Raw genomic sequence first — 14,716 nt, 5'->3', positions numbered from 1 at the left:
TGAAATACATGAAGTCGAAAACATCGCTGCGCAGTTTTGCGCTGGTGGGGATCATCGTAGGAATCCTCGCGATTTATACGCTGCGCCTGGTGGATTGGCAGATTTTGAACGGCGCCGATACACGCCAACAGGCGGATTCGACCAGCGCGTCCATTGTCACGATGGATGCTGCGCGCGGCGAGATCGTCGACGCCGCGGGGAACCCCCTGGCGGCCAATAAGACGGGGTATGCCATCCAGTTTGAGCGCCCGTACATGACCTATGGCACGGAGAACGAGACCATCCGCCTGCTGACCAATCTGCTGAACAGCCGCGGCGAGGAATGGACGGACGAGCTGCCGATTTTGATCGACAGCGAGGGCAACTATGCGTTCATGCCGGACTCTGAGAGCGAAGTGGAGCGCTTAAAGGGCAAGGATTTTGCCGCTTTGAATTCGTACGCGACGGCGGACGACTGCATGAATGCGCTGATCGAGAAATATGAAATCGACGCCACCCTCCCCAAGGAGGAGATCCGGAACATCGCCTCCGTGCGCTACGGGATGACAAAGGCGGGCTTCAACTCTTCGACGCCGTACATCTTTGCGCCGGACGTCTCCGGGGACACGGTGGGCATTGTCAGCGAAAACACCCAGCTCCTCCCCGGCGCGAGCATCAAGATCACCACGGCGCGCACCTACCCGGGAGGGGATCTCGCGGCGCAGCTGATCGGCACCATGGGCCCGCTCTCCCAGGAGCAGTACGACGAGCGCAAGGACGAGGGCTATGCCTTTAACGACCGGATGGGGCAGAGCGGCATCGAGTACGCCTTTGAGGACGAGCTGCGCGGCGAAGCGGGCGAAAAGCAGGTGGAGACCACCAGCCGTGGCGGCGTTGCCTCTGAGACGGTCATCAAAGCGCCGAAGTCCGGCAATACCGTGTTCCTCACCCTGGACAGCAACCTCCAGCGGGTGGCGCAGGTTTCGCTGGAACAGAATGTGCAGGCCGCGCGGGAAAACGGCGAACGGCTGACCAGCACCAAGGGCGGCTGGAACGGCCAGGATTGTACGATTGGCGCGGCGGTGGTTTTGCGGGTCAAGGACAACGCGGTGTTGGCAGCCGCCGGCAATGAGAATTACGACCTGGAGAAATATACGTACGACAACGACTATAAAAACCAGGTTTTGACAAACGAGAACCATCCCCTGGTGAACCAGGCCTTTACAGGCATCTTTACGCCCGGCTCCTGCTTCAAGCCGGCGGTGGCCTGCGCAGCCCTGCAGGAGGGCGTGATCACCAACAATACGACGTTCCGCTGCACGCACACGTACCAGCGCTTTGCAGACGTCGGCTTTACGCCGCGCTGCTTGGGCACGCACGGGACCCTTTCGCTGCGCCGCGCGCTGGCCGAATCGTGCAACATCTTCTTCTTTGAAACCGGCTATTACACCGGCATCGAAACGATGAACCTCTATTGCCGCCGGTTTGGCCTGGGCGAAAAGACCGGGGTTGAGCTCAATGAGAGCGAAGGCATTTTGGCAGGCCCCGAAGAGTACGCCGAACGCGGGAAGACCTGGGTGGGCGGCGACGTGGTGCAGGCGGCGATCGGCCAGAGCGACAACCAGTTTACCCCGCTCCAGTTGGCGACCTATGCATCGACCATCGCGAACAACGGCGTGCGCTACCAGACCCACCTCGTCAGCAAGATCACAGACTATGCGCGCAAGGAAGTTGTGATGGAAAACGACCCGGACAACCCGACCGTTGTGGCGGAGACCGGCGTTTCCGAGCAGAACTTCGAATATGTCAAAGAGGGGATGCGCGCCGTCATCACGGATTCGCGCGGCTCCGCACACCGGAACCTCGGCAACTATCCCGTGCCGATCGCCGGCAAGACCGGCACCGCGCAGGGCCCCGGCTCGGACAACGTGGCGTTTATCGGCTTTGCGCCGTACGACGACCCGGAGATCGCCGTGGCCGTCATCCTGCAGCACGGCTCCACCGGCACCTATTGCCAGAACGTGGTGCGTGACATCCTGGACGCCTATTTCTACGGGAAAACCGTAGATGACGAGGGAAACCTGGTCATGCCGGAAGAGCTGGCGGCGTCCAGCGCTGTTTCGGACGAAGAGGGGGATGCTTCCTCAAATGCATCCGGGGAAACCTCCTCCCAGGGGACCGCCTCCGCCGAATGAGGCCGTTTGTTGGCGCAAGGCCCCGGTTTCCGGGATAAAACATGATTTCGTGTTTTAAATAGATAAAATGAACAATAAAAATCTTTTGACACCTGCAAAATTTTGTGTTAATATAAAAATGAGGTTTTGTACATGGGAGTTGTGACGGTTATCACATCAGGAAAGGGAGGCGTGGGAAAATCTACGCTGACCACCGGCTTAGGGCTGGCGTTGGTTCGGCGCGGCAGGCGTGTCCTGTTGATCGACGGCGACGCGGGCCTGTCTTCATTGGATCATATGCTCGGCGTTTCCGAGCGCCAGGTATTCAATATCGCGGACATGGCTGCTGGCGAGGCGGACCCCAGTCAGGCGATTTATCCATGCGAGTGGGCCGAAGGGCTCTTTCTGCTGCCTGCCCCCGGGCGCGAAGAGGATATTGTGAGCCCGGAGATCATGAAGCGGATGGTATCCGTTCTTTCCCGGTATTACGACCACGTGCTGATCGACTGCCCCGCCGGCGTCGGCAGCGGTTTTATGAGTGCAGTTGCGTCTGCGCAGCGGGCGTTGGTGGTTTCCACCCCGGACCCCGTATGCCTGCGGGATTGCAATAAAACGCGCATTGCGCTGGAATATGCGGGAGTCCGCAGCCAGCGTTTGGTGGTCAACCGTTTCAGTGGCAAAAGTTTCCGCAATCTTGGCGCGTATCGGGATTTAGACGCCGTCATCGACGCATCCGGGATCCGTTTGATCGCGATTGTCCCGGAGGATGCGGCGCTTGCTGTTGCGGGAGCCTCGGGTTCGCCCGCGCCGCTGAAAAGTGCGGGAACAATGGCGCTTGGCCGCCTTGCGGCCAGACTAGAGGGGGAGCAGGTGCCCTTGGCGGTACGCGTTTAAGGAGCCTGTGCGTTTTATTGAAAGGAATGATACACATGAACATCGCACTCATCGCCCACGACGCCAAAAAAGAATTGATGGTCCAATTTTGTATTGCCTATTGCGGCGTGCTCAGCCGCCACTTCCTGTGCGCCACGGGAACGACGGGCAAAATGGTAGCGGAGGCTACCGGTTTGGAGATCCAGCGCTTTTTGAGCGGTTCCCAAGGCGGCGACCAGCAGATCGCCGCGCGCATCGCCTGCAACGAGGTGGACTTGCTGTTGTTTTTCCGGGACCCGCTGAATCCAAAGCCGCATGAGCCCAACGATATGAATCTGCTCCGCCTTTGCGATATGCACAACATCCCCGTTGCAACCAATATCGCCACTGCGGAAGTGTTGATCCACGGTTTAGAGCGCGGAGACCTCGATTGGCGCAATATCCTGAACCCAAAGGGCTGATCCAGTTCTGCTTTTCGCTTGCCCCAACCATGTGGTGGGACAAGCATGGAAAAGCCCTCAAAGGGCAAAGGAATTGGGATTTTTAAAAGAATTTTATAATTTAGAATTATAAAACAAACAGAACCGTGTAAAATCACGTTGAGTATACACGGTTTCTTTTGTTTGCGTGCATATGCAAACGATTGGCGACGACACGGGAAGAGTACCCGGATGCCTCCTGCCACAGAGAGGCGCGCAGAGCTGAGAGCGCGCTGCAAATGGAGGGCCGGCGAAAGACACCCGCGAGCTGCGCGCAAGCCCCACGCGCAACCGGGTTTGGGGTACTTTGAGGGAGGCGCCGGAGGGCGCTTCTGAAAAAGGGTGGCACCGCGAGGAATTTCCCCTCGTCCCTTTCACTGGGACGGGGGTTTTCTTTTTATACCGCCAGAAAATCGAACAGAGCGATAGGAGGCAATCAGATGGAATTGATTAAGGCACAAAAGGGAACCCAGGACATCCTGCCAGGCCAGAGCGAAAATTGGCAGGTGGTGGAGGACGTGATGCGCAGCGAGGCCGCCCTGCACGGCTTCGGGGAGATCCGCACGCCCGTCTTTGAGGATACGCGCCTGTTCCAGCGTTCCGTAGGGGAAACCACCGACGTTGTGCAAAAGGAGATGTACACCTTCCAGGATAAGGGCGGGCGCTCGATCACCCTCCGGCCGGAGGGGACGGCGGGCGTTGTGCGCGCCCTGCTGGAGCACGCGCTCTATAACAACGGCCTGCCGGTCAAACTGCACTACTTCACCACATGTTACCGCTATGAAAACACCCAGGCCGGCCGCCTGCGCGAATTCCACCAGTTCGGCGTGGAGATGTTTGGCTCCAACAGCCCCAGCGCGGACGCCGAGGTCATCGGCCTGGCGAAGAGCGTGTTTGACCGCCTGGGGATCAAGAACCTGCGCCTGGAGATCAATTCCATCGGCTGCCCGACCTGCCGCGCAGAGTTCCACAAGGCGCTCAAGGCGTATTTCACGCAGTACAAGGTCCAGCTCTGCGAAACATGCCAGGGCCGCCTGGAGCGCAACCCCATGCGCATCCTGGATTGCAAAAGCCCGATCTGCTCCAAAATCGCAGAGGGCGCGCCGAAGATTTTGGACTATCTCTGCGACGACTGCAAGGCGCATTTCGAGGCGGTGCAGAAGTATTTGACCGCCGTGGGGACCGAATTCACGGTCAACCCCACCATTGTGCGCGGCCTGGATTATTATACGAACACGGTCTTTGAGTTCATCAGCGGGGACCTCGGCGCCCAGAGCACGCTCTGCGGCGGCGGCCGCTACAACGGCCTCGTGGAAGAGATGGGCGGCCAGCCCATGCCCGGCCTGGGATTCGCCATGGGCATCGAGCGCCTGATGATGGTGATGGACAAGCAAAACATCGAGATGCCGGCCCCGGACCGCTGTGAGATCTTTATTGCGTCGCTGGGTGAGGCGGCGCACCTGGAAGCGTTCAAGCTGGCCGACAGCCTGCGCAAGTATTCGATCATCGCGGCGTGCGATGAGAACGACCGCGGCCTCAAAGCGCAGATGAAATATGCGGATAAGATCGGCGCAAAATACAGCATGGTGCTGGGCGACGATGAAATCGCAAGCCAGAAGGCGGTCCTCAAGAATATGAAGACCGGCGAAAAGAAGACGATCGACCTGTCCAAGGACTTCGTGGAGCAGTACGTCTGCCTGTCCACGGAGCAGGAGGACTTGGCGTTTTAACCGGCATCGGACCGGAACGGACGATTTTGGTAGGGGCCCTGCCGGACAGCAGCGCTTCCTCCCAAAACGGATCAACCCCGCTGCGGGGAACGGCGGGTACCCATTGGAATTGACTATCTTTTTGGAGGTGCCATATGGCAGAGTTTATGACGGGCCTGAAACGGACCCACTACTGCGGCGAGCTCCGCAGCACGGATATTGGAAAAGAAGTGGTCGTCTGCGGCTGGGTGCAGCGCCAGCGCGACCTGGGACAGCTGATCTTTATCGACCTGCGCGACCGCACCGGCATTGTGCAGCTGGCGTTTGACGAAAGCACGGACCGCGCCATCTTCGAAAAGGCGTTTGCGGCGCGCGCCGAGTTTGTGCTGTTGGCGCGCGGGACGGTGCGCGAGCGCACGTCCAAGAACCCGGACCTGCCCACCGGCGACATCGAGCTGGAGGTCCTGGAACTGCGCGTGTTGGCAAAGTCGGAGACCCCGCCGTTTGAAATCGTGGAGGACTCCAACGTCAAGGAGGATACCCGCCTGAAATACCGCTATCTCGACCTGCGCAGGCCCGACATGCAGCGCAAAATCATCGGCCGCCATAAGATCGTCAAGGTGGCGCACGACTATTTTGACCAGAACGGCTTTATCGAGATCGAGACGCCGGACCTCATCAAATCCACGCCGGAGGGCGCGCGCGACTACCTGGTACCGTCCCGCGTGTTCCCGGGCAGCTTCTTCGCGCTGCCGCAGTCCCCGCAGCTCTATAAGCAGCTGCTGATGCTCTCCGGTTTTGACCGCTATATGCAGATCGCCCGCTGCTTCCGCGACGAGGACCTGCGCGCCGACCGCCAGCCGGAGTTCACCCAGATCGACCTGGAGATGAGCTTTGTGGACCAGGACGACGTCATGGCCATCGGCGAGGGCTTTATGAAGCGCGTCTATAAGGAAGTTTTGGGCATCGACATCGAGACCCCGTTCCGCCGCATGACCTGGCACGAGGCGATGGACCGCTTTGGTTCGGATAAGCCGGATCTGCGCTTTGGCATGGAGTTAATCAATTTGAGCGATTTGCTCCGGAATACAGAGTTTAAGGTGTTTGCAGGCGCCCTGGCGGGCGGCGGTTCTGTGCGCGGCATCAACCTCAAGGGTAAGGCCGAGGCGCTCAGCCGCAAAGAGATCGACAAATTGACCGAATGGATCAAGGCCTATGGCGCGAAGGGGCTTGCCTGGACGCGCCTCGCGGAGAAGGAGACCTCCTCCTATGAGAAATTCCTCTCCCCGGAGGAAGTGGCCGCCATCCGCAGCGCGATGGGCGCGGAGCCGGGCGACGTGCTCCTGTTGGTCGCCAGCGACGAAAACAAGGTCGTTTGGGATTCCCTGGGCGCGCTGCGCTGCAACCTGGCCGCGCGCTTTGGCCTGATCGACAAGAGCAAGCCCTGCCTGCTCTGGATCACGGACTTCCCCATGTTTGAATACAGCAAGGAGGAGCAGCGCTGGGTCGCGATGCACCATCCCTTTACCATGCCGCGCCCGGAGGACATCGACAAGCTGGCGACGGACCCCGGCGCTGTGTGCGCGGTGGCCTACGATATGGTGCTCGACGGCAACGAAGTCGGCGGCGGTTCCCTGCGTATCAACGACTCGGAATTGCAGGCGAAGATGTTTGAAGCGCTCGGCTTTACGCCCGAGGAGGCGCAGCACCGCTTTGGCTTCCTGATCGACGCGTTCAAATACGGCGCGCCGCCGCACGGCGGCATGGCCTTTGGCCTCGACCGTTTGGTCATGCTGATGCTCGGCTGCGACAGCATCCGCGAGGTAATCGCCTTCCCGAAGGTGGCTTCCTCCAGCGACCTGATGACGGAAGCGCCCACCGATGTGGACGCGAAACAGTTGGAAGAGCTGGGCATTGCCGTTGTAGCAACACAACCGCAAAAATAGAACAGCAAGATTTTCCACTGGATTTTTCCTGCGGTTCCTTCTTATAATAGAGCTAAGCGAAAAGAAAGAGCGGAGGTGGCGCATTGCATCTGACAGATGAAGAGTTGGAGAGGATTCTCCGGGAAATTGCGCGTGCCGCCGTGGAAGAGATGGAGCGCGGTGCGGACCGCCCGCCGCAAGGGATGGGGGCCGGGCGCGTCCTTCCCCAGCAACCGCAAGAAGAACCGGAAGTGGATCATTCCGAACAGACATAAGTGCATACGATTTGAGGGCCGGAGTGGGTTTTCCCGCTTCGGCCTTTTTGGATTTGTTGGGGCAGCCAGTGAGGGAGGGCCGGGTCAGGAAGGCGGGATATCGGGAGGGGGAGGACCCTTATTGGCAGCTGAAATTGACAGTAAGAAATATTGTTTTAATATAATAAATCGATAAATAAATAAAGGAAAAGAAGGAAATAAAATTTCACATGCAACACACCATCGAATTTCCCAAATAAAACTACAGTATTATGGGAATTTCGACAATAAAATGCAGGATAAAAGAAAGAAACATGCAAAAAGATTGCGATTTTGCTTGACAGGGAAATGTTTCCGGAGTATGATCATTCCTATGAACAAAATGTGAATGCGGATGTATATATCCTCTGCGATTCCGGCTTGTTCAAATCAATTGTAAAGCGAGGTAGAGTTTATGAAGACAGGAAACAAGATCGTATCCCTGCTGTTGGCCTGTTCTATGCTGGCGACGTCCTTTGCCGGGACTACCGCCTTTGCAGCATCGGACAAGCCCAAACCGGTGGAGGGAGAGATCGAGACCGGTGCGGTCATGGGCTATTCCCATTCCGGCATGGATACGTCCTACATGTTGGACGCTGCCGCGAAGCCGAGGATGCTTTCCAGAGCGGCCAGATCTGCGCAGGAGGAATTGCCCGCCGCCTATAACACGATCGATGCGGGGCGCGTGACCACACAGGTGCGCGACCAGGCAGGGTGGGGCACCTGCTGGGCCTTCGCCGCGACGGGTTCGATCGCTTCGAGCCTGTACGATGAACTCCAGGAGAATACGCCCGTCCTTTCCCCGGCGCATCTGGCCTATTTTGCCTTCCATGGCAAGGCCAACCCGGAGGACCCGGCGGACAAGACGGACGGGGACACCTACCTGCCATATGAATACGACGAGAGCATGATCAATGATGATTACCGGGAGTATGTCGGCGGCGGCAACACCTTCTGCAGCACCGCCACCTTTACCAGAGGTGTAGGTCCGGTTTTGGACGAGGTCGCACCGTATCCGGACCCCTTCTATGAGGTGGATAAGACGCCGTGGCTGGATCTCGACCCCAGCATCCAGTTTGAGCAGGAATACCGTCTGGACGACAGCATCTATTTGCCGACCAAGAACGCGGACGGCGAATTGGATACCACGGCCATTAAAAAGGCTTTGCTGGAAAACGGCGGCAGCCTGGTGGTTGCCTATGACTCCAGCGGCACCAGGGCATTCTACTATGAAGAGGAATACCAGCCGGCAATGATCGGGGACGACGGCAATGGCAACAAGGTCATCATGACCCATTACACCGGTTCCGATTTCGGCGACTGCAACCATGCGGTGCAGATCGTCGGCTGGGATGACAACATCCCGAAGGAGTATTTCCAGGACGCACAGGGCAATTCGCCGGAGCACGACGGCGGCTGGCTGATCCGCAACAGCTGGGGCGATTGGTCCTATATGCACGGTTATTTCTATATGTCCTATGACGAAGGGACCATCACCGAGGTTTCCCAGTACCAGGTAGGGGATGCGGATGAGTTCGACCACACCTACCAGTACGATGGAACCGGTTGGTCCATGTCCGCCGGCGCGGAAGACAAGGCCACGGCGGTCCCGATGGCCAACATTTTCACCGCAACGAGCGATGAAACCCTGCGGGCCGTCTCCTTCTACACCACCGATGCGAATGCGGAATATTCCATCCAGGTGTATACGGATACCAACAATTACAACCCCACCAGTGGCAACAAGGCCTATGCGGAGCCGCAGACGGGCACGGAGCAGTATCCGGGTTACCACACCGTCTATCTGGACGAGCCGGTCAACCTGAAGGAAGGCGAGAACTATGCGGTTGTCGTCACCATGCAGAACCCGCTCGGCCGGGCATACCCGGTCGCCTGCGAGATGAATGCAACGCTGGATAACTTCCGCGTGCAGGCAGCAATCGACAACCATCAAAGCTTTATCAGCATCGATGGCGGCAAGAGCTGGATCGACCTGGCGGATGTGGGCGAAAACTACACGGCGCACTCCAAGCGGGTGGACCCCAACTCCCAGAACCAGGAAGACTGGACCGGAAATATCGAACCGGGCACCAGCGGCGTGAACATCGAAGTCGCCGGCGACTTCGACGGCGATGTGTGGGATAATCTGGCAAATGTCTGCCTGAAGGCGTTCACCACCGAGGGGAACGACGAAGACGCGGTTACCCCGGCAGAGGCGAAGCTGCTCACCATCACCTATGACCCGACGGTCACGATGCAGGTCAGCGGGGCAGCGGATGACGTAGTCAACACGGCTGGCACGTACATCGGCAAGGTGGTTCCCGGCGAAGAACTGACCCTGTCCTTCGCACCCGTTGTTCCCGGCAGGGAGATCACCGGCGTTACGGTCAACGGCGAAGCGGTCGAGGACTTTGATAAGAACCTGTTCACCTATAGCCTGACCATGGGCGAAGAGAACATGGCGGTGGACATCGAATTCAGCGTGGTCAACAAGATCACTTTGAACGCGGCATTGCAGCTGGCAAAAGAAGCCCAGAAGAGCGATGAATACGAAGCAGCGTTGAGCGACGTGCAGGAGGCGCTCGATAAGGCGATCGCCAACGGCGAAGAGGTCGCAGCGAGCACAACCGCGACCCAGGAGGAAATCGACGATGCTTGGAACCTCCTGTTTGATGCCGTACAGGCATTGCAGTTCCAGAATGGAAACATGGCTGGCCTGCAGGCCGTCCTGGATCTGGCCAATTCGTTGCAGAAGGAAGACTTCACGCAGGCTTCCTGGGATGCAATGGTCGCCGTGAGGGACGAGGCCCAGGCAATGGTCGATGCGCAGGATTCCCTGCAGCAGGACATCGACGAGATGACGCAGGCTTTGGCGGATGCGCTGAATGCATTGGAGCCGGCCACCGCGTTGGATCAGCTCCAGGCGTTGGTCGATACGGCCAATGGCTATGCGGCGGACGATTATATCCAAAACGATGCATGGGATACCTTTGAGGCAGCTTTGGAGAAGGCAGAGGCGTTGCTTGCCTCCACCGATCCTTCCCAGGAAGACGTCACCGCGATGATCGTCGAGCTGAGCACGGCAATGGCGGAGATCCGCTTGGTGCCGGATAAGAGCAAGCTGGAAGACCTGATTGCAGAGACGGCGGGCAGCACGGATGCCACCGTTAAGGCGCTCAGGACGCAGGCAATCGCATTGCTCGCGAACGATCTGGCCACGCAGGAAGAGGTTGACGCACTCGTCGAAGAGCTTGAAGTTGCCATCGAGAACGCAGGCAAGCCCTCCGGCGGCAATTCCTCCAGTGGGAACAAGGGCTCCAGCTCTTCGAATACTTCTGGCGGAAATGTCTATGCGGGCGAAGGCACAGCGGTTGTGACCTCCTCCGCATCCGTAGTGACGGCGGCGAAATCCGTGGTTTCCGATACAACAGCGCCGTTTGTTTTGAAGAGAGGCAGCGCATACTGTTTCAAGATGACAGTCGTCAACGGCAGCACGGCAACGCCGAGCTTCACAGTTGGCAACGGCAGCGTGCTCAAGACGCAGTATGTGGCGAAGGTTGGCAACGACTACTACTTCCGCGTCTATGCGATCGGAACGCCGGGCCAGAGCACGGGCGTCTACACGCAGATGCCGGGCGAAGCGCCGGTTCTCCAGTGTGCAGTTACCATTGGATAAGCTCGTTTCGGGATACAATAGAACGGTCTAGCAATATTTTTGAGGCAATGGGGTCTCCGGGTATCCCGGGGACCTCCCTCTTTCTTTAGATGATTTACATAGTTTTTTTAAAAAAAACACTTGTGTTTTTGCATGAAGTTTATTGCATTAAATCGGCAAAATGACAGAAAAATGCAAGAGGGAAAAAGATACTTTTAAAATATAAGAAAAAATTGGAAAATTCTCGCAGAATTCGCAAGATAATCGAACCTGTGATGCAAGGTCTGTTTTGGTTAGATGCAAAATGAGGATGGTTCAATCTTGACATCCTTTTTTTACAGTAGTATCATCAATTTTATAGACAAATCAGGAACTGAAAAAACGTATTTTGACACGTTTTTCTCAAATTTTTTATTGAAGAGAGGTTGAGTTTATGAAGTCAGCGAACAAAGTCCTATCTGTGTTGTTGGCATGTTCCATGCTGGGAGCCTCCTTTGCTGGGACTACGGCAGCCGCCGCCAGCAAGGGGCCGGAGGAAGGGGCGGTCATGGGGAAAACCATGTCGTCGTATGTCTCGCCCAATATGGACCTGTCGTACATGCAGAACGCTGCGCCGTCGGCAAGGACGATGCTGCGCGCACGTGCGGCCACCGACGAACTGCCTGCCGCGTATAACGCAGTAGAAGCGGGCACGGTTACCGCGGAGGTGCGCAACCAGGGCGGCTGGGGCACCTGCTGGGCCTTCAGCGGCACCGGCGCGATGGCGTCCAACCTGTTTGACGAAATGGGTGAGGATGCGCCTGTATTCTCGCCGATCCATCTGGCATACTTTGCTTACCATGGCCGCGCCAACCCGGACGATCCGGCCGACGGAACGGACGGGGATAGCTACCGCCCGTTTGAGTACAATGAGTCGGACGTGGATGTGAAATTCCAGGAGTACCGCTTGGGCGGAAACACCTTTATCGCAACGTCGACCCTCGCAAGAGGCGTAGGCCCGGTGCTGGAGGAAACGCTCCCCTATCCGGAATCGACCGGTTCTGCGGAAGCGGACAAATACGAGGATCTGGACCCGTCCATCCAGTTTGACCAGGAGTACCGCTTGGAGGAGACCAACTATCTGCCGACCCGCGACGCCGACGGCAACCTGGACGGCACAGCGGTGAAAAAGGCATTGCTGGCAGGCGGAAGCCTGGGAATCTCCTATAATTCCAGAGCTTACAACTATGTGGACTATAATGGGACGCCTGTGAAGACCCAGTTTGGCGGCCCCAATTTTGGCGACTGCAACCATGCGGTGCAGATCGTCGGCTGGGACGATAATATCCCGAAGGAGCTGTTCTCCAGCGGCTACGGCACGCCGGAGCACGATGGCGCTTGGCTGATCCGGAACAGCTGGGGCAGAGACCAGTATGACGGCCTGTTCTATATGTCCTATGACGAGGGCAGCATCACCGAGGTCATGCAGTATGTTTTGGACACGACTCCGGACAGCGCGGAGGCTTACGACCATCTGTATCAGTATGACGGCACCGGTTGGAGCATGTCCGTTGGCGGGGAAGAGATGAATGCGCCGGTTTCCATGGCGAACGTCTTTACAGCGACCAGCGACGAGACCTTGAAGGCGGTTTCCTTCTACACCACGGATGCAAATGCACAGTATTCTATCCAGGTTTATACGCAGCTTCCGGAGGATGGCGGCTCCCCGATCGGCGAGGCAAAGGCTTATAAGGAACCCATCACGGGCACGGAAGCATATCCGGGCTACCACACCATCTATCTGGACGAAGACCAGTGGGTCAACCTCGCAGAGGGTGAAAAGTACTCGATTGTTGTCACCATGGAAAACCCGCTCGGCAGAGCGTTCCCGGTTGCAACGGAAATGAACGGCAACTTCGACAACGTCCGTTGCGTTGCCAATATTGAGGAAGGCGAAAGCTTTGTCAATGTAAACGGCGAAGATTGGCTCGATCTGGAAGAGGTCGGCACCAACTATACCGCGCATGTCAAGAGAGTGGCGGGCAGCTCTTCCGCAGAAGACCTGCAGGATAAGCCCGGTACCAGCGGCGTAAACATCCAGGTCGCCGGCGACTTTGACGGCGATATGTGGGGCGCGCTCGGCAATGTTTGCCTCAAGGCGTTCACCACGGAAGGCAATGAAGAGGGCGCAATCACGCCGGCAGCGGGCAAGACCTTGTCGGTGGTTTACACGCCGGCTGTCACCATGGAAGTGGACGGCTATGCAGAGGCGATCCTGGACGCAACAGGCGCCTATATGGGCAGCGTTGTTCCTGGCGAAGAAATCACCCTGTCCTTTGCTCCGGCATACGACGGCCGTGAAATCGCGGGCGTTTCCGTCAATGGCGAGGCACAGGACGATTATGAAAAGGATCTTTACACCTATGCCGTAACCATGGGCGACGAAGACCAGATGCTCGATTTTGATTTTACCATCGTTAATAAGCTCACGTTGAACGCTACGCTGGAAATTGCGAAAGAATTGCAGGGCAGCGACGAATACAATGCCGCTTTGAGCGACGTCAGAGAAGCCATCGATGCAGCCATTGCCAATGCAGAAGAAGTTGCAGAAAGCGCAACGGCGGATCAGGCAACGATCGACAACGCTTGGAGCGAATTGTTGAACGCCATCCAGTACCTGCAGTTCAAGAACGGCGATATGACGTTCCTGAAGCTCCTGCTGGATACCTGTGACAGCCTTGACCAGGCCAGCTACACATCGGCTTCTTGGGAAGCGCTGATGGCGGTGAAGGAAGAGGCCCAGGCGATGTATGACGCGCAGGATTCCCTGCAGGAAGACATCGACGCAATGGCGGATGAGCTGGTTAATGCACTCAACAACCTGGAACTCGGCGCCGATCTGGGCAGCCTGCTGCATTTGATCGAAGTGGCAGATACCTATGAAGCAAGCGAATACATCCAGAACGATGCATGGGATACCTTTGTGGATGTCCTGGCAGAGGCCAAGGAATTGGTCGCGCAGGAAGATCCGTCCCAGGCGGATGTTGAGACAATGACCAGCCGACTTTCTGTCGCGATGGCAGAAATCCGCTTGATCCCGGATAAGAGCAAGCTGGAAGACCTGATTGCAGAGACGGCGGACAGCACGGATGCCACCGTTAAGGCGCTCAGAACGCAGGCAATCGCATTGCTCGCGAACGATCTGGCCACGCAGGAAGAGGTCGATGCACTCGTCGAAGAGCTTGAAGTTGCCATCGAGAACGCAGGCAAGCCTTCCGGCGGCAATTCCTCCAGCGGGAACAAGGGCTCCAGCTCTTCGAATACTTCTGCCGGAAATGTCTATGCGGGCGAAGGAACGGCGGTTGTGACCTCCTCCGCATCCGTAGTGACCGCGGCGAAATCCGTGGTTTCCGACACGACGGTCAACTTCACCCTGAAGAGAGGCAGTGCGTACTGCTTCAAGATGACGGTCGTCAACGGCAGCACGGCAACGCCGAGCTTCACAGTTGGCAACGGCAGCGTGCTCAAGACGCAGTATGTGGCGAAGGTTGGCAACGACTACTACTTCCGCGTCTATGCGATCGGAACGCCGGGCCAGAGCACGGGCGTCTACACGCAGATGCCGGGCGAAGCGCCGGTTCTCCAGTGCG

At 57.6% G+C, this 14,716-nt stretch carries 8 protein-coding genes; all 8 read left to right on the top strand.

The genetic code is table 11. From position 1 onward, the window contains the following. Nucleotides 1–8 precede the first annotated feature (8 nt). On the top strand, nt 9–2,174 hold the full coding sequence (locus I2G69_RS13215) for a penicillin-binding transpeptidase domain-containing protein (RefSeq protein WP_087235105.1): 2,166 nt from the start codon (nt 9–11) through the stop codon (nt 2,172–2,174). A gap of 132 nt (nt 2,175–2,306) precedes the next feature. Continuing rightward, nucleotides 2,307–3,047, top strand: coding sequence for a P-loop NTPase (locus I2G69_RS13210; RefSeq protein ID WP_087235106.1), 741 nt, complete (start codon nt 2,307–2,309; stop codon nt 3,045–3,047). A gap of 35 nt (nt 3,048–3,082) precedes the next feature. Continuing rightward, nucleotides 3,083–3,487, top strand: a complete 405-nt coding sequence (locus I2G69_RS13205) for a methylglyoxal synthase (protein ID WP_054324610.1) — start codon at nt 3,083–3,085, stop codon at nt 3,485–3,487. A gap of 458 nt (nt 3,488–3,945) precedes the next feature. Continuing rightward, nucleotides 3,946–5,235, top strand: coding sequence for a histidine--tRNA ligase (hisS, locus tag I2G69_RS13200; protein WP_191521515.1), 1,290 nt, complete (start codon nt 3,946–3,948; stop codon nt 5,233–5,235). 134 nt (nt 5,236–5,369) lie between these two features. Then, the gene (gene aspS, locus I2G69_RS13195) at nt 5,370–7,160 is read left to right on the top strand and encodes an aspartate--tRNA ligase (RefSeq protein WP_195560922.1); all 1,791 of its coding nucleotides are present in this window, start codon (nt 5,370–5,372) and stop codon (nt 7,158–7,160) included. A gap of 83 nt (nt 7,161–7,243) precedes the next feature. Then, nucleotides 7,244–7,414, top strand: coding sequence for a hypothetical protein (locus tag I2G69_RS13190; protein ID WP_195560921.1), 171 nt, complete (start codon nt 7,244–7,246; stop codon nt 7,412–7,414). Between the two features lie 433 nt (nt 7,415–7,847). Beyond that, nucleotides 7,848–11,108 carry a lectin like domain-containing protein gene (locus I2G69_RS13185; protein ID WP_195560920.1) on the top strand — a complete coding sequence of 1,087 codons (3,261 nt, stop codon included), beginning with the start codon at nt 7,848–7,850 and terminating at the stop codon, nt 11,106–11,108. Between the two features lie 412 nt (nt 11,109–11,520). Further along, the coding region (locus I2G69_RS13180) for a lectin like domain-containing protein (protein WP_243254971.1) at nt 11,521–14,716 on the top strand (3,196 nt) is incomplete at its 3' end.

Origin of the sequence: Anaeromassilibacillus sp. D41t1_190614_C2 (assembly GCF_015558525.1) — a bacterium.
In the GTDB taxonomy this organism is placed as follows: Bacteria; Bacillota; Clostridia; order Oscillospirales; family Acutalibacteraceae; genus Anaeromassilibacillus; species Anaeromassilibacillus stercoravium.
This window is presented reverse-complemented; position numbering and strand designations above follow the sequence as displayed.